At 66.0% G+C, this 26,895-nt stretch carries 32 protein-coding genes; 17 read left to right on the top strand and 15 right to left on the bottom strand.

The window, feature by feature from the left end:
• Window positions 1-329 precede the first annotated feature (329 nt).
• The 5 genes from CU669_RS00980 to dnaQ all read left to right on the top strand — a co-directional run bounded on the left by CU669_RS00980 (window position 330) and on the right by dnaQ (window position 3,972).
• Window positions 330-1,166: a pyruvate, water dikinase regulatory protein gene (locus CU669_RS00980; protein WP_112141941.1), complete on the top strand. Its 837-nt coding sequence runs from the start codon at window positions 330-332 to the stop codon at window positions 1,164-1,166.
• Window positions 1,163-1,753: a Maf family protein gene (locus CU669_RS00975; RefSeq protein WP_112141940.1), complete on the top strand. Its 591-nt coding sequence runs from the start codon at window positions 1,163-1,165 to the stop codon at window positions 1,751-1,753. Before CU669_RS00980 ends, CU669_RS00975 begins: the two co-directional genes overlap by 4 nt.
• Entirely contained in the window at window positions 1,750-2,583 is an 834-nt protein-coding gene (locus CU669_RS00970) for a shikimate dehydrogenase (RefSeq protein WP_112141939.1), read from the top strand. The genes CU669_RS00975 and CU669_RS00970 overlap by 4 nt, the downstream gene beginning before the upstream one ends.
• Window positions 2,580-3,164, top strand: coding sequence for a dephospho-CoA kinase (gene coaE, locus CU669_RS00965; protein WP_112141938.1), 585 nt, complete (start codon window positions 2,580-2,582; stop codon window positions 3,162-3,164). Before CU669_RS00970 ends, coaE begins: the two co-directional genes overlap by 4 nt.
• A 127-nt stretch (window positions 3,165-3,291) precedes the next feature.
• Window positions 3,292-3,972 (top strand): DNA polymerase III subunit epsilon, encoded by a 681-nt coding sequence (gene dnaQ, locus CU669_RS00960; protein ID WP_112141937.1) that lies wholly within the window; start codon window positions 3,292-3,294, stop codon window positions 3,970-3,972.
• Window positions 3,973-4,068: 96 nt separating this feature from the next.
• Here the strand turns inward: dnaQ and secB are convergent, their stop codons facing one another.
• Together secB and CU669_RS00950 are read right to left on the bottom strand one after the other, a co-directional pair.
• A complete protein-coding gene (gene secB / locus CU669_RS00955) occupies window positions 4,069-4,542 on the bottom strand; it encodes a protein-export chaperone SecB (RefSeq protein WP_112142224.1) in 474 nt (157 codons plus the stop codon).
• A 69-nt stretch (window positions 4,543-4,611) separates the two neighbouring features.
• Window positions 4,612-5,061, bottom strand: coding sequence for an FxsA family protein (locus CU669_RS00950; protein WP_112141936.1), 450 nt, complete (start codon window positions 5,059-5,061; stop codon window positions 4,612-4,614).
• 75 nt (window positions 5,062-5,136) lie between these two features.
• Here CU669_RS00950 and CU669_RS00945 point away from each other — a divergent pair, with 75 nt between their 5' ends.
• From CU669_RS00945 to CU669_RS00925, 5 genes are all read left to right on the top strand, one after another.
• A complete protein-coding gene (locus CU669_RS00945; RefSeq protein WP_112141935.1) occupies window positions 5,137-5,796 on the top strand; it encodes a Tim44/TimA family putative adaptor protein in 660 nt (219 codons plus the stop codon).
• Window positions 5,797-5,801: 5 nt separating this feature from the next.
• Window positions 5,802-6,983 (top strand): murein transglycosylase A, encoded by a 1,182-nt coding sequence (gene mltA / locus CU669_RS00940; RefSeq protein WP_239988462.1) that lies wholly within the window; start codon window positions 5,802-5,804, stop codon window positions 6,981-6,983.
• 69 nt (window positions 6,984-7,052) lie between these two features.
• Window positions 7,053-7,760, top strand: coding sequence for a hypothetical protein (locus CU669_RS00935; protein WP_112141933.1), 708 nt, complete (start codon window positions 7,053-7,055; stop codon window positions 7,758-7,760).
• Window positions 7,757-8,338, top strand: a complete 582-nt coding sequence (locus CU669_RS00930) for a Smr/MutS family protein (protein ID WP_112141932.1) — start codon at window positions 7,757-7,759, stop codon at window positions 8,336-8,338. Before CU669_RS00935 ends, CU669_RS00930 begins: the two co-directional genes overlap by 4 nt.
• 85 nt (window positions 8,339-8,423) lie before the next feature.
• Window positions 8,424-8,780: a helix-turn-helix domain-containing protein gene (locus CU669_RS00925; protein WP_112141931.1), complete on the top strand. Its 357-nt coding sequence runs from the start codon at window positions 8,424-8,426 to the stop codon at window positions 8,778-8,780.
• On the opposite strand, the gene CU669_RS00920 is transcribed toward CU669_RS00925, so the two are convergent.
• The 5 genes from CU669_RS00920 to CU669_RS00900 form a co-directional block, all read right to left on the bottom strand.
• Window positions 8,751-9,335 (bottom strand): Crp/Fnr family transcriptional regulator, encoded by a 585-nt coding sequence (locus CU669_RS00920; protein ID WP_112141930.1) that lies wholly within the window; start codon window positions 9,333-9,335, stop codon window positions 8,751-8,753. The genes CU669_RS00925 and CU669_RS00920 overlap by 30 nt on opposite strands.
• Window positions 9,336-9,465: 130 nt before the next feature.
• Entirely contained in the window at window positions 9,466-10,788 is a 1,323-nt protein-coding gene (hslU, locus tag CU669_RS00915; protein ID WP_112141929.1) for an ATP-dependent protease ATPase subunit HslU, read from the bottom strand.
• Window positions 10,785-11,333, bottom strand: a complete 549-nt coding sequence (gene hslV, locus CU669_RS00910) for an ATP-dependent protease subunit HslV (RefSeq protein WP_112141928.1) — start codon at window positions 11,331-11,333, stop codon at window positions 10,785-10,787. The genes hslU and hslV overlap by 4 nt, the downstream gene beginning before the upstream one ends.
• Before the next feature lie 169 nt (window positions 11,334-11,502).
• The gene (gene traT, locus CU669_RS00905; RefSeq protein WP_112141927.1) at window positions 11,503-12,249 is read right to left on the bottom strand and encodes a complement resistance protein TraT; all 747 of its coding nucleotides are present in this window, start codon (window positions 12,247-12,249) and stop codon (window positions 11,503-11,505) included.
• Between the two features lie 2 nt (window positions 12,250-12,251).
• On the bottom strand, window positions 12,252-13,838 hold the full coding sequence (locus tag CU669_RS00900) for a S1C family serine protease (protein ID WP_161539553.1): 1,587 nt from the start codon (window positions 13,836-13,838) through the stop codon (window positions 12,252-12,254).
• Window positions 13,839-13,995: 157 nt separating this feature from the next.
• On the opposite strand from CU669_RS00900, the gene hisB reads away from it, so the two are divergent.
• The 6 genes from hisB to CU669_RS00870 all read left to right on the top strand — a co-directional run bounded on the left by hisB (window position 13,996) and on the right by CU669_RS00870 (window position 17,821).
• Complete coding sequence (gene hisB / locus CU669_RS00895; RefSeq protein ID WP_112141925.1) at window positions 13,996-14,595, top strand: imidazoleglycerol-phosphate dehydratase HisB; 600 nt, start codon at window positions 13,996-13,998, stop codon at window positions 14,593-14,595.
• Window positions 14,592-15,242, top strand: coding sequence for an imidazole glycerol phosphate synthase subunit HisH (gene hisH / locus CU669_RS00890; protein ID WP_112141924.1), 651 nt, complete (start codon window positions 14,592-14,594; stop codon window positions 15,240-15,242). Before hisB ends, hisH begins: the two co-directional genes overlap by 4 nt.
• Before the next feature lie 300 nt (window positions 15,243-15,542).
• Window positions 15,543-16,262, top strand: a complete 720-nt coding sequence (gene hisA, locus CU669_RS00885; RefSeq protein ID WP_112141923.1) for a 1-(5-phosphoribosyl)-5-[(5-phosphoribosylamino)methylideneamino]imidazole-4-carboxamide isomerase — start codon at window positions 15,543-15,545, stop codon at window positions 16,260-16,262.
• Window positions 16,256-17,014 (top strand): imidazole glycerol phosphate synthase subunit HisF, encoded by a 759-nt coding sequence (gene hisF, locus CU669_RS00880; RefSeq protein ID WP_112141922.1) that lies wholly within the window; start codon window positions 16,256-16,258, stop codon window positions 17,012-17,014. Before hisA ends, hisF begins: the two co-directional genes overlap by 7 nt.
• 95 nt (window positions 17,015-17,109) lie before the next feature.
• Window positions 17,110-17,439: a phosphoribosyl-ATP diphosphatase gene (locus CU669_RS00875; protein ID WP_112141921.1), complete on the top strand. Its 330-nt coding sequence runs from the start codon at window positions 17,110-17,112 to the stop codon at window positions 17,437-17,439.
• A 7-nt stretch (window positions 17,440-17,446) separates the two neighbouring features.
• Window positions 17,447-17,821, top strand: a complete 375-nt coding sequence (locus CU669_RS00870) for a histidine triad nucleotide-binding protein (RefSeq protein WP_112141920.1) — start codon at window positions 17,447-17,449, stop codon at window positions 17,819-17,821.
• Here CU669_RS00870 and CU669_RS00865 read toward each other — a convergent pair.
• The 6 genes from CU669_RS00865 to rsmI form a co-directional block, all read right to left on the bottom strand.
• On the bottom strand, window positions 17,818-19,329 hold the full coding sequence (locus tag CU669_RS00865) for a YifB family Mg chelatase-like AAA ATPase (protein WP_112141919.1): 1,512 nt from the start codon (window positions 19,327-19,329) through the stop codon (window positions 17,818-17,820). The genes CU669_RS00870 and CU669_RS00865 overlap by 4 nt on opposite strands.
• Window positions 19,330-19,653: 324 nt before the next feature.
• Window positions 19,654-20,601, bottom strand: coding sequence for a glutathione synthase (gene gshB / locus CU669_RS00860; RefSeq protein WP_112141918.1), 948 nt, complete (start codon window positions 20,599-20,601; stop codon window positions 19,654-19,656).
• A 165-nt stretch (window positions 20,602-20,766) separates the two neighbouring features.
• Window positions 20,767-21,603, bottom strand: a complete 837-nt coding sequence (locus tag CU669_RS00855) for a SirB1 family protein (RefSeq protein ID WP_112141917.1) — start codon at window positions 21,601-21,603, stop codon at window positions 20,767-20,769.
• Window positions 21,603-22,208, bottom strand: a complete 606-nt coding sequence (locus CU669_RS00850; RefSeq protein ID WP_112141916.1) for a BON domain-containing protein — start codon at window positions 22,206-22,208, stop codon at window positions 21,603-21,605. Before CU669_RS00850 ends, CU669_RS00855 begins: the two co-directional genes overlap by 1 nt.
• 84 nt (window positions 22,209-22,292) lie before the next feature.
• Complete coding sequence (locus tag CU669_RS00845) at window positions 22,293-22,685, bottom strand: YraN family protein (RefSeq protein ID WP_112141915.1); 393 nt, start codon at window positions 22,683-22,685, stop codon at window positions 22,293-22,295.
• Window positions 22,682-23,503 carry a 16S rRNA (cytidine(1402)-2'-O)-methyltransferase gene (gene rsmI / locus CU669_RS00840; protein WP_239988461.1) on the bottom strand — a complete coding sequence of 274 codons (822 nt, stop codon included), beginning with the start codon at window positions 23,501-23,503 and terminating at the stop codon, window positions 22,682-22,684. The genes CU669_RS00845 and rsmI overlap by 4 nt, the downstream gene beginning before the upstream one ends.
• Before the next feature lie 290 nt (window positions 23,504-23,793).
• Between rsmI and CU669_RS00835 the strand changes: the two genes are divergently transcribed.
• A complete protein-coding gene (locus CU669_RS00835; RefSeq protein ID WP_239988460.1) occupies window positions 23,794-25,023 on the top strand; it encodes a penicillin-binding protein activator in 1,230 nt (409 codons plus the stop codon).
• Window positions 25,024-25,148: 125 nt separating this feature from the next.
• On the opposite strand, the gene hemW is transcribed toward CU669_RS00835, so the two are convergent.
• Together hemW and rdgB are read right to left on the bottom strand one after the other, a co-directional pair.
• Window positions 25,149-26,249 carry a radical SAM family heme chaperone HemW gene (gene hemW / locus CU669_RS00830; protein ID WP_112142223.1) on the bottom strand — a complete coding sequence of 367 codons (1,101 nt, stop codon included), beginning with the start codon at window positions 26,247-26,249 and terminating at the stop codon, window positions 25,149-25,151.
• Window positions 26,246-26,842, bottom strand: a complete 597-nt coding sequence (rdgB, locus tag CU669_RS00825; RefSeq protein WP_112141912.1) for an RdgB/HAM1 family non-canonical purine NTP pyrophosphatase — start codon at window positions 26,840-26,842, stop codon at window positions 26,246-26,248. The genes hemW and rdgB overlap by 4 nt, the downstream gene beginning before the upstream one ends.
• Window positions 26,843-26,895 lie beyond the last annotated feature (53 nt).

Raw genomic sequence — 26,895 nt, 5'->3', positions numbered from 1 at the left:
TGTGGTAAGTGGGTGCCTGTGAAAGATGGGGATTAGGTTTGCTCCACACCTCGTCCACAGCCCTATCCCGAGATATCGTTGCCGCGGTGCAATCTTGTGGATGATGGCGACATGGCCTTGATTCGGAAGCGGTAAACTTCCCGTTCGGGGTGGAATAAGTCCGGGAAATCGGATGTGAAAACCATGAATTCACGGTATTGTCGGCCAAGGGAGCATCACTTTTCCGACGACCGATGACTCGGGGGGCCGAAACGCGGCCAGCGGGGAGCGTTTCGGCGGAATTTCCGCGACCCCCCACTTATCCCCGGACTTGAGGTTTATCCACAGGCATGAAGAACTTTCACCTTCATCTCGTGTCCGACGCCACCGGCGAGACCGTCACCTCGGTGGCCCGCGCCTGTCTCGTCCAGTTCGAGGGTGTCCAGCCCGTCCAGCATAATTGGTGGCTGGTGCGCACCCAAGGCCAGGTGGAACGGGTCATCGCGGGCATCGAGGATAATCCCGGCCTGGTGATGTTCACCCTGGTGGATGGCGGCGTCCGCGTCTTGCTGGAGGAAGCCTGCCGTCATCGCAAGATTCCCTGCATCTCGTTGCTGGACCCGGCCATGGCGGGGCTGTCGGCCTTTCTCGGCGAGGAGGTCAAGGCCCTGCCCGGCCGCCAATACCAGATGGATGCCGAATATTTCCGCCGCATCGACGCCATGCAGTTCACCCTGGCCCATGACGACGGCCAGCTGATCGAACTGGTGGAAAACGCCGATGTCGTGTTGGTGGGGGTCTCGCGCAGCTCCAAGACGCCGACTTCCATGTATCTCGCCAATCGCGGCCTCAAATGCGCCAATTATCCCCTGGTGCCCGGCGTGCCGCTGCCGCCCGAGCTGGAGCGCGCCAAGAAGCCGCTGGTGGTGGGCCTGACCAAGGATCCCAAGAGCCTGTCCGATATCCGCCGCGCCCGGCTGCGCCTGCTCAATCAGGCGGAAGAGGCCGACTACGCCCAGTTCGAGAAGGTCAAGGAGGAGGTCCAGGCCGCCCGTCGCATCTTCACCCGGCTGGGCTGGCCGGTGGTGGACGTGACGCGGCGCTCCATCGAGGAAGCCTCGGCCGCCATCATCCAGTTGCACGCCAAGCATGTGGAAAAGCAGGAAGCGGAAAAGACGAAATCATGATCGTGCTCGCCTCGGGCAGCGCCGCTCGCCGCGTCATGCTGGAAGCGGCCGGAGTCTCCCTGACGGTGGAGGTGGCCGCATTGGATGAGGACTCCGTCAAGCAAGGTCTTCGCCAGCAGACCAACAATCCGGCGCGGGCCGCCGAAACCCTGGCCGAGCTGAAGGCGGTGCGGGTCTCGGCCCGCCATCGCGGCGCCCTGGTCATCGGTGCCGACCAGATGCTGGATCAGGAGGGCGAGTGGTTCGACAAACCAGCCGATCCCGCCGCCGCCCGCGCCCAGCTCATCCGCCTGCGCCACCGGACCCACCGGCTGACCAGCGCCGTGGTGGCGGTCCGGGACGGACGGCGGTTGTGGTACCACACCGATTCCGCCCTGTTGACCATGCGCAATTTCTCCGACGCCTTTCTCGATGGCTATCTGGAAACGGCGGGCGACGCGGTGCTGGGCGCGGTGGGGGCGTATCAATTGGAAGGACTGGGGGCGCAGCTGTTTCTCAGCGTGGACGGCGACTTCTTCACCATCCTCGGCCTGCCCCTGCTGCCATTGCTAGACTTTCTGCGTGAGAACGGAGAGCTCATTCCATGATATCGGGAAAAGCCAAGCTGGCCGGCGTCATGGGATGGCCGGTGTCCCATTCCCGCTCGCCGCGCTTGCACGGATTCTGGCTGAACCAGTACGGCATCGACGGCGCCTATGTGCCGCTGGCGGTGGCGCCGGAGAATCTGGAAACGGCGCTCGCTGCCCTGCCGCGCCTGGGGTTCCGGGGCTGCAACCTGACCGTCCCCCACAAGGAAGCCGCCCTGGCCCTGGTCCACGCGGTGGAGCCGCTGGCGGCCCGCATCGGCGCGGTGAACACCATCGTCGTTCAAGCGGACGGAAGCCTGCTGGGCCGCAACACCGACGCTTTCGGCTTTATGGAGAATCTGCGGCGCGGTGCCCCCCTCTGGAAACCGCGGAGTGGTCCGGCGGTGGTGATCGGCGCGGGCGGCGCGGCGCGCGCCGTGGTGGCCGCGCTGGTGGATGAAGGGGTGCCGGACATCCGCCTGATCAACCGCAGCCGCGACCGCGCCGAAGCCCTGGCGGCGGATTTGGGCGGTCCCATCGGCGTGATCGCGTGGGAGGATCGCGAAGCGGCGCTGGACGGCGCCGCCTTGCTGGTCAACACCACCACCCTGGGCATGAGCGGTCAACCGCCCTTGCAGTTGAGCCTTGCCGCCCTGCCGAAAACGGCGGTGGTCAACGACATCGTCTATGCCCCCCTGCGGACTGAAATTTTGGTGGCCGCGCTAGCGCGCGGCAATGTTGTGGTGGACGGGCTAGGCATGCTGCTGTGGCAGGCGGCACCCGGTTTCGAGGCCTGGTTCGGGGTGCGCCCCGAAGTGACGCCGGAGCTGCGGGACTTCGTTCTGGCATGAAGATCCTCGGGCTGACCGGCTCCATCGGCATGGGCAAGACCACGGCGGCGGCCATGCTGCGCCGCCTCGGCCTGCCGGTGCACGATGCCGACGCCACCGTGCACGCCCTGTTCGCGCCGGGCGGCGCGGCGGTGGCGGCGGTGGATGCCGCCTTTCCCGGCGTGGTCAAGGGCGGCGCGGTGGATCGGTCGGCGCTGGGAGCCCAGGTGTTCGGCGACGATGCGGCCTTGAGGCGGCTGGAAGCCATCGTCCATCCCCTGGTGCGCCGGGCCGAGCGGGACTTTCTGGCGCGGCAGCGCAGGCGTCACGCCCCGTTGGTCGTGCTCGACATCCCGCTGCTGTTCGAGACCGGCGGCCAGACGCGCTGCCACAAGGTGGCGGTGGTCAGTGCCCCGGCTTTTCTCCAGGCTCAGCGGGTGCTGGCCCGGCCCGGCATGACCGAAGCACGGCTCAAATCCATTCTCGCCAAGCAGATGCCCGACCGCGAGAAGCGCAAGCGGGCGGATTTCGTGGTTCAGACCGGCTTGGGCCGTGCATTCGCGGTGAGAAAACTCAAGACCATCATTCGAAACATGGCCTGAGGAAAAGGCCACAGATAAACACAGATCCCCGCTACGCGGGACACAGATAAGATTTTCATCTGTGCTCATCTGTGCTCATCTGTGCTCATCTGTGGCTGAAATTCCATGAATGACGGAATCCCCCCGAATGCGCGAGATCGTGCTCGATACGGAAACCACCGGCTTCGATCCCCTGTCGGGGCATCGCATGGTGGAAATCGGTTGCGTCGAGCTGTTCAACCACCTGCCCACCGGCGAGGTGTTCCACCGCTATCTCAATCCCGAACGCGACATGCCCGACGAGGCCTTCAAGGTCCACGGCCTGTCGCAGCAATTCCTGTCGGATAAGCCGGTCTTCGCCGAGGTGGTGGCGGATTTCCTGGAATTCATCGGCGATTCGGTGCTGGTGATCCACAACGCCGAATTCGACATGCGCTTCATCAATGCCGAACTGGCGCGGCTCGGCTTCCAGACCCTGCCCATGAGCCGCTCCATCGACACCGTCGCCATGGCGCGCAAGCGCTTTCCCGGCGCCCAGGCCAATCTGGACGCCCTGTGCCGCCGCTTCGAGATCGACAACACCCACCGCACCCATCACGGCGCCCTGCTGGACGCCGAACTGCTGGCCGAGGTCTATCTACAGCTGATCGGCGGCCGCCAGCCCGGTTTCGAGCTGGGACTGGCCAAGTCCGGCGGACCCGCCGCCAATGCCAAGGGCATCGAGCGGGTGGCGCGTCCGCCGCGTCCCCATGCGCCGACCGAGGCGGAGGCGACGGCCCATGCGGGCTTCGTCGCCAAGCTCAAGAACGCCGTCTGGCTGAGGGAATAGAAAGAGCGGCCGGGACGGCCGCGCTCCCAGACACGGAGCGCGGGCATCCTGCCCGCTGGGACCAAAGATGGAGCGCGGCCGTCCCGGCCGCTGGGATCAGGCGTTGCCGGCCGGTGCTTGCGCCGACATCTCTTCCAGACGCGAACGATACAGCGCCACGAAGTCCAGCGGTTGCACCATCAGCGGCGGGAAACCGCCGTCGCGGGTCATGTCGGCGATGATGTTGCGGGCGAAGGGGAACAGCAGCCGCGGGCATTCGATCATCAGCACCGGATGCATCTGCTCTTCCGGCGCCTGCACGGTGAACAGACCGGCATAGTCCAGCTCCAGGATGAACAGCGGCTTGGTGGGCAGCTTGGCCTCGATGCGCATGTGCAGCACCACCTCGAACAGATTGGGGGCGAGGCCGGTGGCATTGACGTCCACGTGGATCGGAATTTCCGGATTTTCGCTCTGCTGCTCCAAGAAGACCTGGGGCGCGGCGGGGATCTCGAAGGAGAGATCCTTGATATACTGGCCGTTGACCTGCAATTGCAGCTGTTCGGCGGGCTGGGTCGGGGTGTCGGTCATGGTCGCTTCCTTGCAGTTCGCACCGCCCAATGGGGTCGGAAATTATGGCAGGGGGTTAGCACGGATCGCTTAATGCTCCAAGCGTTTGGTATCAATGGACGGCTCGGGCTCCACCACCGTGAAATCGCCGTCGATGGTCACCGGCCCCGACGGCGGTGGTTGCATCACCACCATATGGGCACCAACCCAGCCGCGCAGGGCGCCGCGAACCGGCGGCAACAACAGGGCGACCGCCACGGCGTCGCTGACGAAACCGGGTAGGGCGAAGAGAAAACCGGCGGCGGCGAGACACAGGCCGTCGAAGGCGGCGGCCAGCGGCATTTCGCCTTGCGCCAGCTGGGACTGGGCATTCAGCAGCACCGCCAGACCCTGGCGGCGCAGGATGGCGGTGCCCACCATCACGGCGGCGATGGACAGCCCCAGGGTGGACCAGAAGCCCATCAGCTCGGCCGCCTTGATCCAGACCATGATCTCCACCACTGGCACGGCGATCACCGCCGTCATTATCAGCCAAGCCATGCTTGCTCTTTCTCCCAAGCCGCCTTATGTCTTGAGGACACGGCGGCTTCGGCCAGCCTACCTCGGAACCAGCCCATGAACGACGGATTCCATTTTCTCGATATCGTTTTTTTCGCCATGGTCGCCGCCTTCCTGGTGCTGCGCCTGCGCAGCGTGCTCGGCCGCCGCACCGGCGCCGAACGGCCGCCGGAACAGTGGGTCGGCGATCCCGAAGCCGTCAATAATGTCGTGGATCTGGCCGCGGCCAAGCGATCGGTCTCGGAACCGCCGAACGATTCTCCGGCGGGACAGGGATTGGCGGCCATCCGGGCGGCGGATCGCGGTTTCGATCTCGATCAGTTCCTCGGCGGGGCGCGGGCCGCCTTCGAGATGATTCTCGGCGCCTATGCCGTCGGCGACAAGCGCACCCTTCAGCCGCTGCTGGCGCCCGAGGTCTACCGGCATTTCGCCGACGCCATCGATGCGCGGGCCCGCAATGGCGAGACCCTGTTCACCGAACTGGTGGGCATCCGCTCGGTGGAGCTGGTGGAAGCCCGCATGGAGGGCAGCTTCGCCGCCGTGACGGTCCGCATGGTCAGCGAGCAGGTCAACGCCCTGCTCAGTCATGACGGCGAGGTGATCGAGGGCAGTCGCGACCGGGTGGTCGATGTGGTGGATCAATGGACCTTCCGCCGCGATACCAAGGCAAGCGATCCCAATTGGGCGCTGGCGGCCACCAGCACGCCCGAGGAATAGGAGCGGTGAGGAGGCTGCTGCCGTTCGTCGCCGCCCTGGCCATGCTGGGCGCCTGCGCCCCGGTGGAAAAGCCGCCGGAACCGCCCGCCGGTCCTGACCGCATGACCCTGGCGCCCCTGACCTTCCAGCAATTGCCCGGCTGGAGCGAGGATGCCGCCGCCGCCGTGCTGCCGGCCATGCTGAAATCCTGCGACCGCATCACCAAGCTGCCGGTGGATCGTTCCATCGGCTTCGACGGCATCGGCGGCACCGCTGCCGATTGGTATGCGCCGTGTTCGGCTGCTGCCAGGGTTCCCGCAGGCAATCATGGCGCCGCGCGGGCCATGTTCGAGGACTGGTTCACCCCCTGGCGGCTGGCCAATGACGGCAAGCCCGACGGGATGTTCACCGGCTATTTCGAACCGGAGATCAAGGCGTCGCGTCAGCGCCAGGGCCGCTTCACCATCCCCATCCACGGCAAGCCCGGCGATCTGGTGACCGTCGATCTGGGCAAGTTCCGCCCCGATCTGGGCAGCGAGCAACTGGTGGGCAGGCTGGACGGATCAAAGCTGCTGCCCTATCCCGCCCGCGCCGAGATCGAATCGGGCGGCATCGACGCCAAGACGCCGGTGGTGGCCTGGACCGACGACGCGGTGGATCTGGCCATCATGCAGATCCAGGGCTCGGGCCGGTTGCGCCTGGAGGACGGTTCGGTGCTGCGGCTGGGCGTCGCTGGCAGCAACGGCCATAAATTTCTCGGCATCGGCAAGATCTTGAAGGACGCGGGCAAGCTGGACGGCGACACCTCCATGCCCGCCATCCGTTCGTGGCTGAAGGCCAATCCCGCCGAGGGCCGTGCCCTGATGGCGAAGAATCCGCGTTATATCTTCTATGCCGTCAATACGGGGGAAGGGCCGCTGGGCACCGAGGGGGTGGCGCTGACGCCGGAGCGCTCGCTGGCGGTGGACCCGCGCTTCATCCCGCTGGGGGCGCCGGTCTGGTTGGACACCGTCGACCCCAAGGGCCGCCCGCTGCGCCGCCTGATGATGGCCCAGGATACCGGCGCCGCCATCAAGGGCGTGGTTCGGGGCGACGTGTTCTGGGGCGCGGGCGAGGCGGCGTTCGAACAGGCCGGCCGCATGAAAAGCCCCGGTCGCCTGGCCCTGCTGCTGCCCAAGAGTCGCAGCCCTCGCATGGCGGAGCGATAAGCCTCTCTTGCCAAGCGCGCTTGGCTTGTCCATCCTTCGCTGCGACGGCAACCGAAAGAGCCAGACCCCATGAGCCAATTGCTGGCCGAGTGGCGTGAAAAGAAGCACCGCGAGGATGAACAGCTGCACGACCAGCTGCGCGGCGCTGTCACGGCCGGTCGGGTCGCACTCTTCACCGATCCCAAAGTGCTGGATTTTCAGGGCTCGCCCGTGCATCAGCACTGGGATCACCTGCTGCCGCTGACCGGGCTGATGACCCTGGCGCTGATCGTCTTGCTGGCCACCAATGTGGTGGTGGGCATCGTGGTCATGACCCTGTGCACCCTGGCTCATGTGTTCGGCAGCCGCCATTACGTGGCGTGGCGTCTGAAATTCCGTGCCCAGGCCTATATGCTGACCGACGTCATCCAGTTCCAGACCCTGTGGCAGATGGGTGGCGTCGCCATGGTGGTCAAGGGCGGCAACGAGCCGCCCTGTCTCGCCCCCAAGGGCGACTGGCGCAAATTCATCCGCCGCAATCTGGGAGAGGGCGAGGCCCCGCGCCGCGAGCAATTGGCCAATGCGCCGGTCCCGACCCAGCACGTGCCCGAATACACGCCGCCTCCTGTCGTGGAGATGGAACCGGAGCCGGACCCCTTTCCCTTCGCCGACGCGGTGCAGCCCGATCCGGTTCCGCCGCAACCCATGGAACCGGAAGCGCCGCGGACTCATTGGGAGTCCATCGACGACGACCCGCCGCGCGACGCGGTGATGCCGCCGGACCACCGGCCGCAATGAGCCGACGCCTGGTCGAGCCGCGCCAGCCCCGGCGGCGCGCCGTGACCGCCGACGAGGTCAAGGTCTGGCGCGCCGTGGTCAAGGACGCCAAGCCGCTGCCCGGCAAGACGGTGCCCGACGAACCCGACTCGGTATCGGCTGAACCGATCCCCTCGCCGCCGCCGCCGCCCGGTTCGCCGCCGCGCCGACCCTCGGTGCATCCCATCGCGCCGCGCCTGCATGCCGGTCAGCTGGAACTGGGCCACGGCCATGCCCCCGGCCTGGACCGCCGCTCGGCCGAACGCATGAAGCGGGGCGAAATGGAGATCGAGGCCAGTCTCGACCTCCACGGCCATAGCCAGGAGATCGCCCATGGCGAGCTGGCGGCCTTCATCCAGCGGGCCTGGGCGGCGGGCAAGCGCTGCGTGTTGGTGGTGACCGGCAAGGGTGTCCAGGGCAGCGGCATCCTGAAGAACCAGGTGCCGCGCTGGCTGAACCAAAGCCCGCTGCGCGAACGTATCCTGGGATTTTCCTATGCCCGGCCCCATCACGGCGGCGACGGCGCCCTTTATGTTTTGGTGCGGAGGCAAAGGGGATGAACGGAGGTCCAGGCGGGCGGGACGCCCGCGCCCCTGGTGACGTCGCTCTATTCGGAGCGCGGGCGTCCCGCCCGCAATGTCAGGCATGACGCCGTTCGGCGCCAAGATCCGGGCGCTGCGCGACGCCAAGGGCATCCAGCTCAAGCAAATGGCGGCCGATCTCAACGTTTCGGCCGCCTATCTGTCGGCGCTGGAACACGGCCATCGCGGCAAGCCCGCTCCCGGTCTTGTCATGCAGATCTGCGGCTATCTCGACTGCATCTGGGACGAGGCGGAGGAGCTGAAGACCCTGGCCGAGCTGTCGCACCCCAAGGTGACCCTGGACACCTCCGGCCTGTCGCCCGCCAAGACGGAACTGGCCAACCGGCTGGGCGCCGATCTGCGCAAGATGCCGGACGACAAGGTGGCGCTGCTATTGGCCGTGCTGGACCAGCCGGAATAGGCCCTGGCCCGGCCGTTCCAGCCGACCGTCGGCGACCAGTCGGGCCAGCGTCCGATACAGGGCCTCGTGAGTCAGGCCCAGTTCGGCGGCGACGGCCAGCAGCGGCCGGTCCAGCCGGATGGTGGAATCCATGGCGCCGCCCTGGATCAGCCAGACGACCACCCGCTCGCGGGCGCTTTTCAGCCGGGTGATCTCCAACCGGCCGCGCAGGGCTTGCACCTGCCGGGCGAGAGCGGCGGAAAACGCCAGATTGATCTGGGGATGGGCGGACAGATGCAAAAGCACCGCCGCCTTGGGAAAGATCTCGACCCGTGACGGGATATCCGCCACCGCGTCGCAATCGAAGACCGGGGCGAACAGCGAAGCCTCGGCCAGCAATTCCCCCGCCTCGGCGCGATGCAGGGTGACGCCGTGGCGCGATACCAGGATGCGGCCGCGTTCCACATGAAACAGCGACCGCGCTTCTTCGCCGACGGCGAACAGGGTCTCGCCCGCCGCCAGGGAGACCGAGCGGGTGCGGATTCCCTTGAACAGATGATGCCAGTCCCCGGCCATGCACGCGCCCCAAACTATGATTGAGATCATAATCAGATTGAGGATTGCCGTCACCCCCGCGAAAGCGGGGGTCCATGGCGACGCCTGGATCATGGGATTCCCGCTTTCGCGGGAATGACGGCGGGGAAGGTTACAGGATGAACTTGGCGAGATCGGCGGTCTTGGCCAGTTCGCCCACCCGTTCGCGCACCAATTCGGCGGTAATCACCGTCTTGGTGCCGGGCGTCTGGTCGGGGGCGGAGAAGCTGATCTCTTCCAGCAGCCGTTCCATCACCGTCTGCAGGCGCCGGGCGCCGATATTCTCCACCGTGGAATTGATCTCGGCGGCCAGATCGGCGATGGCGTCGATGGCGCCGTCCTCGAAGGACAGGATGACCTCCTCGGTGGCGAGCAGGGCCTCGTATTGCTTGATCAGGCTGGCTTCCGGCTCGGTGAGGATGCGCACCAGATCGTCGCGGGTCAAAGGCTTCAGCTCGACCCGGATGGGCAGGCGGCCTTGCAGTTCGGGCAGCAGGTCCGACGGCTTGGCCAGATGGAAGGCGCCGGACGCGATGAACAGGATATGGTCGGTCTTGACCGATCCGTGCTTGGTGGCGACGGTGGTGCCTTCGATCAACGGCAGCAGGTCGCGCTGGACACCCTCGCGGCTGACATCGCCGCCCACATGGTGCTCGGCCGAGCGGGCGCAGATCTTGTCGATCTCGTCGATGAAGACGATGCCGTTGTTCTCCACCGCCCAGATGGCGTCCTTGACCACCTTGTCCTGGTCCAGCAGCTTGTCGGATTCCTCGGCGGTCAACTGGGCCAGGGCGTCCTTGACCGAAAGCTTGCGCGGCTTGGTGCGGCCGCCGCCCAGCTTGCCCAGCAGGTCGTTGAGGTTGAGCATGCCCATCTGGGCGCCCGGCATGCCGGGAATGTCGAAGGTGGGCAGGCCGCCGCCGCCGGATTCGGCCAGTTGAAGCTCCACCTCCTTGTCGTCCAGGCTGCCTTCGCGCAGCATCTTGCGGAACTTCTGGCGGGTCTCGGCGCTGGCGCCATCGCCCACCAGGGCGTCCAGCAGGCGCTCCTCGGCGGCGATCTCCGCCTTGGCGGCCACCTGCTTGCGCAGGCGGTCGCGCGTCATGGTGATGGCGACTTCCATGATGTCGCGCACGATCTGCTCGACATCGCGGCCCACATAGCCCACCTCGGTGAACTTGGTGGCCTCCACCTTGAGGAAGGGGGCCTGGGCGAGACGGGCGAGGCGCCGGGCGATCTCGGTCTTGCCGACGCCGGTCGGCCCGATCATCAGGATATTCTTAGGCAGCACCTCTTCCCGCAGCGCCTCGCTGAGCTGCTGGCGGCGCCAGCGGTTGCGCAACGCCACGGCGACGGCGCGCTTGGCGTCATGCTGGCCGACGATGTAGCGGTCCAGTTCCGAGACGATCTCACGGGGGGAAAAGGCGGGGGTCATAGGGATTCCACGATGATGTTGCCGTTGGTGTAGACGCAGATTCCGGCGGCGATGGCCATGGATTTGCGGGCGATGGCCTCGGCGTCCAGACCGTCCACGTCGATCAGGGCGCGGGCGGCGGCCAGGGCGTAATTGCCGCCCGATCCGATGCCGATCAGCCCGTCTTCAGGCTCCAAGACGTCGCCCTGGCCGGTCAGCACCAGCGAGACGTCCTTGTCCGCCACCGCCATCATGGCTTCCAGCTTGCGCAGATAACGGTCGGTGCGCCAGTCCTTGGCCAGCTCGACGCAGGCCCGTGTCAGTTGGCCGGGATGCTTCTCCAGCTTGGCTTCCAGGCGTTCCAGCAGGGTGAAGGCGTCAGCGGTGGCACCGGCGAAACCCACCAGGATGGAATCGCCGCCCACCTTGCGCACCTTGCGGGCATTGGCCTTGATCACGGTGCTCCCTAAGCTGACCTGACCGTCACCGGCGATGACCACTCGGCCTGATTTGCGCACGCATAAAATGGTGGTGCCGTGCCAGCTGGGAAGTTTCTCTTCGGACATGACCGCTCCGCTGCTGCAAGTCTCGGCCAAGAGATAGGACGTTTGCGGGCGTTAGGGAAGGGCGGGGTTATCTCGACGAGCCATGAGCGAGGAGTTGCGGGCAATGCCCGGCGCGGCTCGTGCCGCGGGAGGCAAGGGTTTCGGAGAAACCCGCCCGCCGATTGAGGGGCTATAAGAAACTGCTCAGCGAGCGAATTTGGCGTTCACGGATATCCTGGGCGATCTCGGCCTGGGTGATTCCACGGCCGCCGCCGTAATTGGCGATCATCACCCTTTGGGTCTTGCGGAAGGCGTCGTAGCCGCGCTCCTCCCATTCCTCGACGCGGGGGCTGCCCTCGAAAGTCACCACCCGTCGCGGCTTGGTGCTGTCGCGACGGATGCCGAAGGTGGCCTCGGTGACCACCACGTAAATGCTGTCGGTGTTGAAGTAACCGGCGATGGCCCCAAGCGCCAGGCCCGCCGCCAGTCCGATACCGGCGCCGCCGCCCACTCCGGTGGGGGTGAATCCGCCCGCGGTGCCGCCCGCCACCGCGCCGCCCGCCCCGCCCAGGAAGGCGTATTCCGACAGCATGGTCCGGTCGAACTGCTGCGAGCGGATCACCGCCAGATCGATCTTGAGACCGAAATCCGACCCATTGGAGCGGTCATAGCCCTTGTCGAGAAAGACGCGATAGAGATTCTCGCGGGTGGAATCCAAATCCCATATGGAATCGCCCGACATGTTGCGGACCGTCAGCTTGAGGCGGCGGTTGGGAAACAGCGAGGGATCGGTGAAGATGGGCAGGCTGTCGCTGCGCATGCCGTACATGCGGCCGGTGGTGGAATCCACCACCATGTCGCCCCGGTTCTCCCTTTGGCAGCCCGCCGCCAGGGCGGCGAGTCCGGTGACCATGAAGGCGCGTCGGTCCAGGGACATGACTACTCTCCCTTAAGGGCGTCGGTGATGAAGCGCTGGGCTTCGGAATAATGGACGGTGAAGTTCAGGCCCGGAACCTTGGTGACGGCGCTGTCGGACCTGAGCTTCTCCAACTGGCCCCAATCGGAAATTCCCACCACCTTGTTGCCGACGAACATGGGGCCACCGGAATTGCCGTTGTTGATGGCGGCGTCCGTCTGGATATAGAGCACCCCGTCCTTATGATGAGGTGTGCTGTAATTGGGAACGTTGCGCAGGGAGTCCCGCTCATTGACCCCCTCCATGATGGCGGGTTTCAATCGCCTGATCCCACTGACCAGACCACGGGTTATGGTAAAGGCATAGCCGTTGGGATGGCCGATGACCTCGGTCACGTCGCCGGGCTTGATCTCGCGGCCTTGTGCGAACTCCACCGGGCGGCCGCGATCTTGGACCTTGATCAAAGCGAGATCCAGCCGGGTGTCGCGGGCGATGACCTGACCAAAGGTCTCGCGGCCGTCATAGCGCTTCAGCTCGACGATGTCGCTGCCATTGACCACATGCCAGTTGGTCATGACGATGTTGGAGCGCACATAAAAACCGCTGCCCAGGGCGTTGTGGCGGAAGATGGCGACGACGCTGTCGAAGCGGGGATCGTTCAAGGGGCGGGCGTCGAAGCGCTCGGATTCCAGCCGGGCGGCGGCGGTGCTTCGGTCGCGGGCCAATTCGGCCAGCAGCGGCTGGACCGAGGTGAAGCTTCGCGCCTCGCCCTGACGCTGCAGGGCATGGTTCAGCAACTTGGACAACGGCACGATGACGGCGGCGCGCTCCCAGTCGCGCACATCCTTCTCGAAGGAATGATCGGCGTGGATGCGGCCCTTGTTGGGGTCGGTGTCGGCCATGTCGTAGGCCATGATGAAGTGCTGCGCCTCCATCACGTCGAAGGTCGACTTGATGTAGCGCTTGGCCTGCTTGTCGATGACGTAATAATGGACGGTCAGGGTCTTCTGGGCGTCCACGTCGGCGGCCTTGTAGGTGTACTTGCCGTAGACCGGTGTTTCCAGGAACGGCGGGATGGATGCCAGCTTGGCCTGGGTGGTGTCGAGGATATTGGCGATCTTGGGCGGAATCGGCTGGTTCTTGTCGGCATAGCGCTCGGCCCGCAGTCCCGCCTTATCCAATTCGGCAAGGGCGCGCTTATAGGCCGGGTTCTCGCGGCGCACCATTTCCACCACCTTCTGCGATTCCATGCCCTGGACATCGCGGACCTTGCGCGAAGCCTTGGCCAGGGCCACGTCGAACACGATGACATGGCGGCCGGTCTCGGCCATGGGACCGGCCACGGTGGACGAAAGCGGCTTGGGCTGCAAATCGATGGGCAGGTCGATGCCGACGGAGAACTGGAAGTCGATATCGCCCTGGCGCAGCAATTGTTGGCTGGTGGCCGGAGCGATGGCCATGGGGGTAAGGTCGGCGGCGTCCGGTTCGGCGGCGCGGGCATTGTCCAGCAGAGCACGCAGGTCGGCGGCGTGCTGGTCCGCCGCATGCGCCGGACCGGCCAGCAGCAGGGTCAGAACGAGCCCCAGCCTCCCCAACGTCCTGGCCCTCATACGACCCCCGAATAACGCCAAAGGTTGCGGCAAGGCCATTATATACAATAATTCGGCCCGGGCCACAATTTCCGCCCCAACCCTTTCCCCCCCCCCCAACCCTTCCCATCAGCCCCCATTGCTGCTACTAGAGAAATCTTCGTTCCAGGAGGATTCCATGCGCCAGGGCAGTATCGCGCGCAACACCACCGAAACCAGCATCGCGGTCAAGCTTGATCTGGACGGTAGCGGCAAATATGCCGTCAAGACCGGGATCGGGTTTCTCGACCATATGCTGGAACAGTTGTCGCGCCACTCGCTGATGGATCTCGAGGTCGAGGCCAAGGGCGACCTGCATATCGACGCCCACCACACCACCGAGGACGTGGGAATCGCCATCGGTCAGGCGGTGGCCCAGGCCCTGGGCGATCGCAAGGGCATCACCCGCTATGGTTCGGCCTATGTGCCCATGGACGAGGCGCTGACCCGCGTCGCTCTCGACCTGTCCAACCGACCCTATCTGATCTGGAAGGTGAAATTCACCGGCGACCGGCTGGGGTCCATGGATTCCGAACTGTTCAAGGAATGGTTCCAGGCCTTCGCCCAGGCGGCCGGTGCCACCTTGCACGTGGAATGCCTGTATGGCGACAACGACCACCACATCGTCGAGAGCTGCTTCAAGGCGCTGGCCCGCGCCCTGCGCGCGGCGGTGGAAATCGATCCGCGCAAGGCCGATGCGGTTCCCTCCACCAAGGGAACCCTTGGGGGGAGCTTGTGAGCGGCCTGGTCGCCATCATCGATTACGGATCCGGCAATCTGCGCTCTTGCGCCAAGGCGTTCGAGCGGGTGGTGGCCGAACGTGGCCTGAACCTGACCATCGAGGTTACCGCCGAGGCGGCGCGCCTCGCCCAGGCCGAGCGTATCGTACTGCCCGGGGTCGGCGCCTTCGCCGATTGCAAATCCGGTCTCGCCGCCCTGCCCGGCATGATCGAGACGCTGGAGCGCCGGGTGCTGGGCCAGGGCGTGCCGTTCTTCGGCATTTGCGTCGGCATGCAATTGCTGGCCACCACCGGCCGCGAGCACGGCGATCACGCCGGTCTCGGCTGGATCAAGGGCGAGGTGGTGCCGCTGGGCGTCGAGTCCCAGGGTCTCAAGGTGCCGCATATGGGCTGGAACCAACTGGTCGCCGATGCCCCAGCGCATCCCCTGCTGGCGGGTCTGAGCCCCGACGCCCATGCCTATTTCGTCCATTCCTACCAATTCCATTGCGCCGATTCCGCCCAGCGCCTCGCCCATGTGGATTATGGCGGTGCCGTCACCGCCATGGTGGGGCGCGACAATCTGGTGGGCAGCCAATTCCACCCCGAAAAGTCCCAGGCCACCGGCTTGCAGGTCATTGAGAACTTTCTTAAATGGAAGCCTTAGAAGTTATCCACGAATGAACACGAATGAACACAAATATAAGAAGATGACGTTTAACGGGCTGCGGAAAAACCCCGTCATTCCCGCGAAAGCGGGAATCCATGCATCAGCCACCCAATATTTTGTGGCTAAAGCCCAGCCTTGCATCAACATGGACCACCGCCTGCGCGGGGGTGACGATAAAAGGGGGCGGGAACGAGTTTTTCCGCACCCTGTCAAACCCAGACGGGATTTGTATTCGATCCGTGTTCATTCGTGTTCATTCGTGGATCATATTTATTTCTCTTATCCGGACTCATCCCCATGATCCTGTTTCCCGCCATCGACCTTAAGGACGGCGCCTGCGTTCGGCTCAAGCTCGGCCTGATGGAAGACGCCACCGTGTTCAACCTCGATCCCGGCGCCCAGGCGAAAAGCTTCGCCGACGCGGGGGCCGAGTGGATCCATGTGGTCGATCTCAACGGCGCCTTCGAGGGCAAGCCGGTCAACGGCGCCGCCGTGGACGCCATCCTGAACGCCGTTTCGGTTCCGGTTCAATTGGGCGGTGGCATCCGCGACATGGCCACCATCGAATCCTGGCTGGGACGCGGCATCCGCCGGGTCATCCTGGGGACCGTCGCCTTGAAGAATCCGCAGTTGGTCAAGGACGCCTGCAAGTGTTTCCCCGGCCGGGTGGCGGTCGGCATCGACGCCAAGGGCGGCAAGGTGGCGGTGGAAGGCTGGGCCGAGACCTCGGACCTCACCGTGCTGGAGCTGGCGCGCAAATTCGAAGATTGCGGCGTCGCCGCCCTGATCTATACGGATATCGACCGCGACGGCGTGTTGGCCGGACCCAATGTGGCGGCCACCGCCGCCCTGGCCGACGCCATTTCCATTCCGGTGATCGCCTCGGGCGGCGTCTCCTCGCTGGATGATCTGGCGGCGCTGAAGGCTTATCCCAAGCTGGAAGGCGTCATATCGGGCCGCGCCATCTATGACGGCCGCATCGATGTCGCCGAGGCGATCCGGGTGCTCCAATGCTGAAGATGCGGATCATCCCCTGTCTCGACGTCAAGGACGGCCGGGTGGTCAAGGGTGTCAATTTCGTCGATCTGATGGATGCCGGCGATCCGGTGGAGCAGGCCAAGCTCTACGACAAGGCCGGTGCCGACGAGCTGACCTTTCTCGACATCACCGCCAGCGTTGATAATCGCGACACCATCTACGACGTGGTCAGCCGCACCGCCGAGCAATGCTTCATGCCGCTGACCGTGGGCGGCGGCGTCCGGGTGGTGGACGATATCCGCAAGCTGCTGCTGGCCGGGGCCGACAAGGTCTCCATCAATACCGCCGCCGTTCACCGGCCTGAATTCGTCCGCGAGGCGGCCGAGAAATTCGGCAGCCAATGCATCGTGGTCGCCATCGACGCCAAGCAGACCGGACCGGGCAAGTTCGAGATCTTCACCCATGGTGGCCGCAACCCCACCGGCATCGACGCGGTGGATTGGGCAAGGCGCATGGTGGAGTACGGGGCGGGGGAAATCCTGCTGACCTCCATGGATCGCGACGGCACCAAGCAGGGCTTCAACATTCCGCTGACCCGCGCCGTCGCCGACGCCGTGTCGGTGCCGGTGATCGCCTCGGGCGGGGTCGGCACCTTGGACCATCTGGTGGACGGCATCCGCGAAGGCCACGCCACCGCCGTGCTGGCCGCCTCCATCTTTCATTTCGGAACCTTTACCATCGCCCAGGCCAAGGCTCATATGCGGGCGGCGGGCATTCCCGTCCGGCCTTAAGTATGCACGAGAGTGGTGACAGCGGCGGCGCCTTCTGATAGGGAAAGCCCTTGGAAAGTTACAACTTAGAACGATTTCGAAGAGGGGGGTAGGCCATGGCACGCGACGCAACCGTACTGGACGAGCTTTACGGCGTGATCGCAAGCCGCAAGGGCACCGATCCCGACAAATCCTATACCGCCAAGCTGTTTTCCCGCGGCCGCGGCAAGATCGCCCAGAAATTCGGCGAGGAAGCGGTGGAAGCCGTGGTGGCCGCCCTGTCGGAAGGCAAGGACGAGCTGGTGGGCGAAAGCGCCGACACCCTGTATCATCTGCTGGTGCTGTGGGCCGATTGCGGCATCGATCCGGCCAAGGTCTGGGCCGAGCTGGATCGTCGCGTCGGCACCTCGGGCATCGACGAGAAGAAGTCGCGCGCCAAGAAGTGAGACTCCCATGACCTACGATCCCAACAACATCTTCGCCCGCATCCTGCGCGGCGAGATTCCCTGCAAGAAGGTCTATGAGGACGATTTCGCCCTCGCCTTCCACGACATCAACCCGCAGGCCCCCGTCCATATCCTGGTGATTCCCAAGGGCGCCTATGTGTCGGCGGATGATTTCACCGCCAAGGCCTCGGATGCCGAGATCGTCGGGCTGATCCGCGCCATCGGAACGGTGGCCAGGCAGGCGGGGGTCACGGCTGATGGCTGGCGTCTGCTCAGCAATATCGGGGTCAACGGTCACCAGGAAGTGCCGCACCTGCATTTCCACATCTTCGGCGGCCGTCAACTGGGCCACATGCTGCCCAGCAGCGGCAACACGATCTAGCTCCGCCCCGGCATCAGTCGGCGATAGGACAGCGCCTCGGCCACATGCAGGCGGCGCACCGAATCCTGGCCGTCGAGATCGGCCAGGGTGCGGGCCACCCGCAGCACCCGGTGCCAACCCCGCGCCGACAGCCGCATGCGCTCCGCCGCTTCGGTCAGCAACTGGCGTCCGGCGGCATCGGGCGCGGCCACTTTTTCCAGCAGCTCGCCATCGGCCTCGGCATTGCAGCGCGGCCCCAGACCGTCATAGCGCTCGGTCTGGATGGCGCGGGCGCAAGCGACGCGGGCGGCCACCTCGGCCGAGCCCTCGGCGGGCGGCGGCAGCGACAGGTCGGCCGGGCTGACGGCGGGTACCTCCACATGCAGGTCGATGCGGTCGAACAGCGGGCCGGAAATCTTCGACTGATATTCCTGGCCGCATTTGGGCGCCTTGGAACACGCCAGGGCGGCGTCGCCCAGATGGCCGCAGCGGCAGGGATTCATGGCGGCGACCAGTTGGATGCGGGCGGGATAGGTGACATGGGCATTGGCGCGGGCCACCACGGCGCGTCCCGATTCCAGCGGTTGGCGCAGGGCTTCCAGGGCGCCGCGCTGGAATTCCGGCAATTCGTCCAGGAACAAAACGCCGTTATGGGCCAGCGACACCTCGCCCGGCCGCGCCCGCAAGCCGCCGCCCACCAGGGACGGCACGGAGGCGGAATGGTGGGGATCGCGGAACGGGCGGCGACGCAGCAGGCGGCCGCCCGCCAGTTGGCCGCTGACCGAGTGGATCATGCTGACTTCCAGCGCCTCGGCCGGGGACAAGGGCGGCATCAGGCCGGGCAGGCGTGCCGCCAGCATGGACTTGCCCGAACCCGGCGGTCCGATCATCAGCAGGTTATGAGCTCCGGCGGCGGCCACTTCCAGGGCCCGCTTGGCGCTTTCCTGGCCCTTGATGTCCTTCAGGTCCAGCGGCAGGGAATCGTCCTCGGCGATCTCGGGCACGGGCCGACCCAGCACCTGGCTGCCCTTGAAATGATTGATCAGCGCCAGCAGCGAGGCGGGCGCCAGCACCTCGATGCCACCGGCCCAGGCCGCTTCGCCGCCCTGCGCCGCTGGGCAGATCAGGCCCTTCTCGGCGGTCTTGGCGGCGATGGCGGCGGGCAACACGCCCGCGACAGCGGAAATGGAGCCGTCCAGGCCCAGCTCGCCCAGCACCATATAGCCCGCAAGCTCGTCGCCGGGCAGCACCCCCATGGCGGCCAGCAGGCCGCAGGCGATGGGCAGGTCGAAATGGCTGCCTTCCTTGAGAACATCGGCGGGCGCCATGTTGACGGTGATTCGTTTCGGGGGCAAAGCCAGCCCCAGGGCGTTGAGCGCGGCGCGCACCCGCTCGCGGCTTTCCCCCACCGCCTTGTCGGGCAGACCCACGATGGTGAAGGCGGGCAGACCGGCCGCCACCTGAACCTGAACGTCGATCTCAAGCGCGTCGATGCCCTGGAAGGCGATGGTAGCGATACGAGAGGTCACGGTTGTTCCAATCCCCAATCAGGCGCGGGGGGGATGATAGCCAGGGAATGCGGCATATGCCAGCGCTTGGTCTGAAAGGGAAGCGAAGGCGGGCAGGAAGGAATAACGACCTATCTTGACCGACCGCCGGAATTGTCGCCGGGATGGAATTCGCCGGGCAAAAATCCTCGGCCAAGGGCCGGAGAAAAATGCCTACATTTGTAGTTAAGTGTGGTTGATCCCCGGGTGTTGCCCAACCACACTTGTAGTTTTATCGTCCGACGCCAACCGCAAATGCAGATCAAAAAGCCGCTTTATATCGTATTCTCAATACGTTGGCGCATCCTAAGCCACCCTGCGCCGGGTCTCGATGGCATCCCAGATCAGGGCCTCGATGCAAACGCCATCGAACCGATCGATCTGCTGGATGCCGGTGGGCGAGGTGACGTTGATCTCGGTGAGGTAGTCGCCGATGACGTCGATGCCCACGAAGACCAGTCCCTTGGCCTTCAGGGTGGGGCCGATGGCCGCGCAAATCTCGCGGTCACGCTTGGTCAGCGGTGATTTCACCGCCTGGCCGCCCACATGCAGGTTGGAGCGGGCCTCCCCTTCGGCGGGCACCCGGTTGACGGCGCCGACCGCCTCGCCGTCCACCAGGATGATGCGCTTGTCGCCCTGGCGGACCTCGGGCAGATAGCGCTGCACCATCACCGGTTCGCGGTAGAGCTGGGTGAACATTTCCAGCAGCGAATTGAGATTCTCGTCGCCCGGCATGATGTGAAAGACCCCGGCACCGCCGTTGCCGAACAGCGGCTTGACGATGATGTCCTTGAACTCGTTGCGAAAATCCAGAATCTGGTCACGGTCCGAGGTGATCAGGGTCGGCGGCATCAGATCGCCGAAATGGGTGACCAGCAGCTTTTCCGGCGCGTTGCGCACCTCGGTGGGATCATTGACCACCAGGGTCTTGGGATGGATGTGGTCCAGCAGATGGGTGGCCGTGATATAGGCCATGTCGAAGGGCGGATCCTGGCGCATCAGCACCACGTCCATGCTGGACAGATCCACCAGTTCGGCCGCTCCCAGGGTGAAATGGTCGCCCTTGACGCGGCGAACGTTGAGCGGCCGCACCCGCGCCAGCACCTTTCCATTGCGAAAGGCCAGATCGCGCGGCAGGTAGTGGAACAGCGCGTGTCCCCGCTTCTGCGCCTCCAAGGCCAGCACGAAGGTGGAATCGGCGTCAATGTCGATGGATTCGATGGGATCCATCTGAATGGCGACGGCGAGGCTCATCGGTATAACCCTTTCTGTTGTCCCTCAAGCGCCGGGCGGGATGCTCCGCATCCCTTCCCTTAGATCCCGCAGGGCCACACCGGCCCTGCTGGGGGGCTTACGCCGCCCGAGCGGCGGCGGCCCTCGGCCTTGCCTCGGCGTGTCCCACGCCTCGGGTCTTGAAAATCAGCTCAATCGGCTCTTCAACTCGGCCAGCATGGATTGGGTGCGGGCGCGGGCCATGGCGTTGGTGGTGCGGGCCACGAACTGCTCCAGGGCCGCCACGGCGCCGCTGGGGTTGTTCAGCCGCAGATGCATCAACCCGGCTTCGCGCCACAGCATGCAGGTTTCGGGCGCCACCAGCAGGGTGGCTTCCACCAGCCTCAGGGCGCGCTCCATTTGGCCGCAGCGCAGCAGCCGCAGCTTGGCGTCGTTTTGCAGGCGCACCACCAGATCGCGATTGCCCATGGCGGTGTAGTGCGACGGTTCCAGTTCGGCGGCATTGCCGGCCGCCGCCTTGAGCAGGGCGCGCATGCCGGGCGGTTCCACCGGCTGGCCGTCCAACAGCGGATCGAGTATCACCCGCCGCCCGCCCTCGTCCTCAAGCCGCAGCAGCATATGGGCGGGAAAAGCCAGCACATGGGCGTTCAGCCCGGCCAGCCGGGCGGCATCCATGGCCAGGACGGCCAAAATCCCCCCGACGCCCTGTCGATGCTCGATCACCCAGATCAGGTTGGAATTGGAAATATCGTCATCGTCGCCATGGTCGCCGCGAAATCCATAGGCGTGGCCCAGCACCTGGAAGATGGCCTCGGCCAGTGGCAGGGCGCCGTCCACGCCGCGTGTCGCCGTCCGGACATCCTCGGCCAGTCCGTCGAGAAAGCCGCGATAGCCGTCGAACTCGCACTCGGGGCAATCCAATGCGGCCAACAGCAGCAAGGCCTCGGCCGGGCGCAAATCCGGGTCGGCCAACCGCCCCAGCGCACTCAACTTCATTTGCAGATCGCGGGCGGCTTTCGGCATTACCCGTTCCGTCTGGCGTCGGTCTTGAGGCGGATATGATTGATCACCCGCTTGACGCCCTTGACATCGCGGGCATGGGCGACGACACGATCCATCTCGGCGGAATTTTGCGCGATTCCAAGCAGATAGACGACGGAATCGGTCACATCGACGATGTAGTTGATGTTCTTGACGTCGCCGTCGGTCAGCAGCCGCGCCTTCAACTTCTGTTGAATCCAGAGGTCGTTGGCCTGATCCAGACCGGGTTCGCCCTCGGCGCGGACCAGCACTTCGTTGAGGACTTCCTTGACCCCGGCCACCTGCCAGGTCAGGCGCACCGCGTCGGCCCTGGCCTGCTCGGTGGTGACCACGCCGGTCAGCATGACGCGGCCTTCGCTGATGTTCAGCGTCATCTGGCGGTACATCTCGATGTCGCGGTCGAACCACAAGCGATTGATTTCAACCCGAATCTTTGCGTCGTCGAGGGCGCCGTCCAGGCCGCGCTCCTCGGCGGCGGCGACGCCCGCGGTGGCGCCCGCGCCGATCACGGTGGCGGCGCAGCCCGAGACGGCGGTGCCGACAGAGGCCAACAGCAACGCGCTCAGCAGGGAACGAACACGAATCACGGCAAGTCTCCTCTTCCATCTCGATGGGGGCAGTCTAAGGCTTGGCGGTTTGCTCCGTCCATCTTTCCAAGGTTGGGCCACATCTCAGCCCCTTGGCCGCCACGCATCGCGAATATGGTGGGGCAGCCGCCCCGGCGCCACCACCAGGGCGTCGAAGCGGATCTGGCACGATGCAAGCTCGGGCCGCCGCGCCAGGAAGGCGGCCGCTGCCGTCTCGATCCGCCGACGCTGGGAATATCCAATGGATTCAATCGCTTCATCCAAGGTGGCGCGGCTCTTGACTTCGACGAAGATCAGGGTTCGGCCGCGCTTGGCGACGATGTCGATCTCGCCTGCCCCCGATCCGCGCCCGGTCTGAACCCCTCGGGCGAGGACGCGGTACAGCTTGAGACGCAGCCAAACCACCGCCAGACCCTCGGCGAGGCGACCACGGCGGCGCGCCTGCAAGCGGCGGGGATCGGCGCCATAGGCATTCATTCCTCGTTGCCCCCTCGGAACAGTCGCAGGGCGAGGGCATAGACATCGCGCCGGGGAGATCCCGTCTCGGCGGCCACCAGGGCGCTGGCATCCTTGATGGACGATCCCGATTGGATGGCGGCGCGCAGGCGCTCCTCCAATTGGGCGGGACCGGCGGCGGCGATTTCGCCGGGTGGGGCGACCACGATCACCACCTCGCCCCGGGGGGAAGTCTCGGCATAGCGCCGGGCAAGCTCGGAGAGGGCGGCGCGACCCACCTCCTCGTGCATCTTGGTCAGTTCGCGGGCCACCGCTCCCAGCCGGTCGCCCAGAACGGCGGCCATGTCGGCCAAGGTATCGGCGGTGCGATGGGGGGATTCGAAGAAGATCAAGGTGGCGGGCACCGCGTCCAGCTCCTTCAGGGCGGCGCGGCGCGCCGTGGTCTTGTTGGGCAGGAAGCCTGCGAACAGGAAGCGGTCGGCGGGCAGCCCCGACAACTGCAACCCGGTCAGCGCCGCCGAGGGGCCGGGAACGGACGTGACCGGAATGCCGGCCTCGACACAGGCCTGCACCAGCTTGAAACCGGGATCGGAGACCAGTGGGGTTCCGGCGTCGGACACCAGCGCCACCACCCGGCCCTCGGCCAGCTTGGCCATCAGGGCGGGGCGCGCCGCGTCGGCGTTATGATCGTGATAGGGGGTCATCCGTGCCTTGAGCCCCAGCAATTGCAGCAGACGGCCGGTGACGCGGGTATCCTCGCAGGCCACCAGATCGGCCGCCGCCAGCACGTCCAGGGCGCGTAGCGTGATGTCGCGCAGATTGCCGATGGGGGTCGCCACCAGATACAGACCGGCGGCTGGTTCGCTTCCGGGCCCCCCCGGTTTACTTCTGTGCTCCCACGGTCTACCCTCTGGCACGTCGGCGGGGTCGTCCGCGCCGAGCGTCTTATCCGAGGAGGATTTGCTTGCGCCGGTCCGCGTTCCGGTGGCGCTCTGTCGCTGCCTTGCCATTGATTGCCGCGATTCTGATGGTGACGGGCTGTCAACAAACGCCAGAGTTACCACCTTGGCTCGGCGGAACCAAGCCCGCTCAGGCTTCCACCCTGCCGCCATCTGTATCTTCCCCGGCGGTGAAGCCCGCCGCGGCGGCGTCGGCTCCCCAGACGACCCAGACGACCCAGACGCCGCCGCCGCCCGTCACCGCCGACACCCAGCCCGGCCGTCTGCCCCAGGCCAGCGTGACCGAGACGAGCGTCACGCCGCCGCTCCAGGGTGGCGCCACCCAGCCGCAACGCGCCGCCAATCCCAAGGGCGAGGTGCGGGCCGCCCTGCTGCTGCCGCTGTCGGGACCGCAGGGCGCCATCGGCCAGGTCATGTTCAATGCCGCCCAGTTGGCCCTGTTCGAGATCGCCGACGCCAAGTTCAGCCTGTTGCCGCTGGACACCAAGGGCAGCGCCGAAGGCGCCGCCGCCGCCACGCAGCAGGCCTTGGCCCAGGGCGCAGACATCATCCTGGGGCCGGTGTTCAGCTTCGAGGTCAAGGCCGCCGCACCCTTGGCCCGCGATGCCGCCATTCCCATGCTGGCCTTCACCACCGACCGCTCGGCGGCGGGGGCCGGAGTCTATGCCCTGGGCTTCCTGCCCGGCCCGCAGGTGGCGCGGGTGCTGGCCCATGCCAAGGAGCAGCGGCGCACCCGCATCGGCGTGCTGGCGCGGTCCGACGATTACGGCCGCGCCATGGCCGAGGCGGCCAAGGACTCCATCACCGCCCTGGGTTTGGAGCTGGTGGCGCTGGAGTATTACGATCCCGCCGCCACCGATTTCACCACCGTGGTCAAACGGTTCAGTGCGCGGCGCCCACCGCCGGGCTCCAAGACTCCGTTCGACGCCGTCCTGGTTCCCGATGACGGCACCCGGCTGCGCAATATCGCCTCGCTGCTGACCTATTTCCTCAGCGAGGGCGGCATGGAGCCGCCCAAGCTGCTGGGCAGCCTGTTGTGGGACGATGCGCGGCTGATCACGGAACCGGCCCTGGCCGGGGGCTGGTATCCGGCACCGCCCGCCGCCGGACATGGCGAGTTCGAGCAGCGCTATGCCAAGGCCTTCGGGCCGGTGCCGCCACGCACCGGCGGTCTGGCCGGTATCGCCTATGACGCCGCCGCCCTGGCCGCCGCCCTGGCCCGCAACGGCCAGGGCGACTACGCCAGCCTGACGTTGCAGAATCCCAACGGTTTCGCCGGGGTGGACGGCATCTTCCGTCTGCTTGCCTCGGGCATGTCCGAACGGGGCCTGACCATCAAGGAGATCGCGCCTACCGGCGCCCGCGAGGTAGCCCCGGCTCCGGCGGCGTTCGGGCGGTAAGGATGGGGATTCAGCCGCAGATGAACACAGATAGGCACAGATGAAATTCTTATCTGTGTCCCGCGCAGCGGGAATCTGTGTGCATCTGCGGTAAAACTCTTCTGTTGGCCCGACTGTGGAACCGCCTAGGCCAATAGCTTCGCCAAGACAGCGTTAAGGATCAGCCGCCCCTTTGGGGTGACCCGCAGGCCGACCGCGTCGCGGACCAGAAATCCGTCCTCCGCCAGGGATGCCACCGCCGCCGGGTCCAGGCTGTCGGCCAGTTCGCCGTCGATGCCCCGGGTCAGGCGCAGCCCCATCATCACCCGCTCCTCCCGCAGCGAACCCGGATCCAGCCTTTCCCGGCTTTCGGTGCCGTGGCCCGACTGCTCCACCGCCGCCAGCCAGGGGCCGGGATTGCGCAGCTGCACAATGGCCTCGCCCCGGATGCGGCCATGGGCGCCGGGACCGATGCCCAGCCAATCTCCGCCCCGCCAATAGGTCAGGTTGTGACGGCATTCCGAACCGGGACGCGCGTGGTTGGAAATTTCATAGGCGGGCAGCCCGGCGGCCTCGGTCATCTCCTGGGTCAGCTCGTACAGCGCCACCGCGTCATCGTCCCGTGGCAGGGCGATGTCTTGATGGGCGAAGGCGGTGCCGTCCTCGATGGTCAGCTGATAGAGCGACAGATGCTCGCCCGCCAGGTCCAAGGCGCGGGCCAGTTCATCCCGCCACGCCGCCACGCTTTGGCCCGGACGGGCATAGATCAGGTCGAAGGACACCCGCTCGAAGGTGGATCGGGCGGTCGCCAGCGCCGTCAGGGCTTCCGCCGCCGAATGCTGGCGGCCGAGAAAGCGCAAAGATTCGTCGTTCAGCGCCTGGATGCCCAGGGATAGCCGATTGATCCCGGCGTCGCGAAAGGCGCGGAAGCGCCCGGCCTCGACGCTGGTGGGATTGGCTTCCAGGGTGACTTCCAAATCACTGTCCGGCCAATGGGTGCCAATGGCCTCCATCAGCGCCGCCACCGTCTCGGGCTCCATCAGGGATGGGGTGCCGCCGCCGAAAAAGACGCTGGTGGGGGCAAGGTCACGGGTTTCGGAGGCGAAATGATCCAGCTCGGCCAGCAGCGCGGCGCGCCAGCGTCCATGGTCGATCACCGATCCGGCATGGCTGTTGAAATCGCAATAGGGGCATTTGGACAGGCAGAACGGCCAGTGGATATAGAGTCCGAAGCCGGGCTGGGTCAGCCGAAGCAAGCCGCCACCAGCTTGCGGAACGCATGGGCGCGATGGCTGATCTCGTGCTTGGCCGCGGGCTCCATCTCGCCGAAGGTCAGGCTGCCGCCCCGGGGCAGGAAGATGGGGTCGTAGCCGAAGCCTTGGCCGCCCCGGGCGGGCCAGACGATCTCGCCCTCGACCACGCCCTCGAAGCTTTCGCAATGCCCGTCGGGCCAGGCCAGCGACAGGGCGCAGACAAAACGGGCGCGGCGGTCCTTCTCGGCCCCCATGGCGGTATGGACCTTGGCCATGGCCTGGGAAAAGTCCTTGGATTCGCCCGCCCAACGGGCGGAATAGATGCCGGGGGCGCCGTTGAGCGCGTCCACCGCCAGACCGGAATCGTCAGCCAGCGAGGGCAGGCCGGAGGCCAGGGCGGCGGCCCTGGCCTTCAGCTCGGCATTGGCGACGAAACTCTCGCCGGTCTCCTCCGGCTCGGGCAGGCCCAGGGTTCCGGCCGAGACAACCTCGGCGCCGAACGGGGCCAGCAGTTCGCCGATCTCGCGGACCTTGCCTGCATTGTGGCTGGCGATCACCAGCCTGCCGCCCGGAAATTTACGGGTCATTGTTCAAGTCCCTCAAGCGCCGGGCGGGGTCTCACGACCCCTTGGCTCCTCCG

Source organism: Paramagnetospirillum kuznetsovii (genome assembly GCF_003284725.1).
Taxonomy (GTDB): Bacteria; Pseudomonadota; Alphaproteobacteria; order Rhodospirillales; family Magnetospirillaceae; genus Phaeospirillum; species Phaeospirillum kuznetsovii.
This window is presented reverse-complemented; position numbering and strand designations above follow the sequence as displayed.

Coding starts and splice junctions, on each gene's coding strand:
- CU669_RS00980 (WP_112141941.1), top strand. CDS start 330: ATGAAGAACTTTCACCTTCATCTCGTGTCCGACGCCACCGGCGAGACC.
- CU669_RS00975 (WP_112141940.1), top strand. CDS start 1,163: ATGATCGTGCTCGCCTCGGGCAGCGCCGCTCGCCGCGTCATGCTGGAA.
- CU669_RS00970 (WP_112141939.1), top strand. CDS start 1,750: ATGATATCGGGAAAAGCCAAGCTGGCCGGCGTCATGGGATGGCCGGTG.
- coaE (WP_112141938.1), top strand. CDS start 2,580: ATGAAGATCCTCGGGCTGACCGGCTCCATCGGCATGGGCAAGACCACG.
- dnaQ (WP_112141937.1), top strand. CDS start 3,292: ATGCGCGAGATCGTGCTCGATACGGAAACCACCGGCTTCGATCCCCTG.
- secB (WP_112142224.1), bottom strand. CDS start 4,542: ATGACCGACACCCCGACCCAGCCCGCCGAACAGCTGCAATTGCAGGTC.
- CU669_RS00950 (WP_112141936.1), bottom strand. CDS start 5,061: ATGGCTTGGCTGATAATGACGGCGGTGATCGCCGTGCCAGTGGTGGAG.
- CU669_RS00945 (WP_112141935.1), top strand. CDS start 5,137: ATGAACGACGGATTCCATTTTCTCGATATCGTTTTTTTCGCCATGGTC.
- CU669_RS00935 (WP_112141933.1), top strand. CDS start 7,053: ATGAGCCAATTGCTGGCCGAGTGGCGTGAAAAGAAGCACCGCGAGGAT.
- CU669_RS00930 (WP_112141932.1), top strand. CDS start 7,757: ATGAGCCGACGCCTGGTCGAGCCGCGCCAGCCCCGGCGGCGCGCCGTG.
- CU669_RS00925 (WP_112141931.1), top strand. CDS start 8,424: ATGACGCCGTTCGGCGCCAAGATCCGGGCGCTGCGCGACGCCAAGGGC.
- CU669_RS00920 (WP_112141930.1), bottom strand. CDS start 9,335: ATGGCCGGGGACTGGCATCATCTGTTCAAGGGAATCCGCACCCGCTCG.
- hslU (WP_112141929.1), bottom strand. CDS start 10,788: ATGACCCCCGCCTTTTCCCCCCGTGAGATCGTCTCGGAACTGGACCGC.
- hslV (WP_112141928.1), bottom strand. CDS start 11,333: ATGTCCGAAGAGAAACTTCCCAGCTGGCACGGCACCACCATTTTATGC.
- traT (WP_112141927.1), bottom strand. CDS start 12,249: ATGTCCCTGGACCGACGCGCCTTCATGGTCACCGGACTCGCCGCCCTG.
- CU669_RS00900 (WP_161539553.1), bottom strand. CDS start 13,838: ATGAGGGCCAGGACGTTGGGGAGGCTGGGGCTCGTTCTGACCCTGCTG.
- hisB (WP_112141925.1), top strand. CDS start 13,996: ATGCGCCAGGGCAGTATCGCGCGCAACACCACCGAAACCAGCATCGCG.
- hisA (WP_112141923.1), top strand. CDS start 15,543: ATGATCCTGTTTCCCGCCATCGACCTTAAGGACGGCGCCTGCGTTCGG.
- hisF (WP_112141922.1), top strand. CDS start 16,256: ATGCTGAAGATGCGGATCATCCCCTGTCTCGACGTCAAGGACGGCCGG.
- CU669_RS00875 (WP_112141921.1), top strand. CDS start 17,110: ATGGCACGCGACGCAACCGTACTGGACGAGCTTTACGGCGTGATCGCA.
- CU669_RS00870 (WP_112141920.1), top strand. CDS start 17,447: ATGACCTACGATCCCAACAACATCTTCGCCCGCATCCTGCGCGGCGAG.
- gshB (WP_112141918.1), bottom strand. CDS start 20,601: ATGAGCCTCGCCGTCGCCATTCAGATGGATCCCATCGAATCCATCGAC.
- CU669_RS00855 (WP_112141917.1), bottom strand. CDS start 21,603: ATGCCGAAAGCCGCCCGCGATCTGCAAATGAAGTTGAGTGCGCTGGGG.
- CU669_RS00845 (WP_112141915.1), bottom strand. CDS start 22,685: ATGAATGCCTATGGCGCCGATCCCCGCCGCTTGCAGGCGCGCCGCCGT.
- rdgB (WP_112141912.1), bottom strand. CDS start 26,842: ATGACCCGTAAATTTCCGGGCGGCAGGCTGGTGATCGCCAGCCACAAT.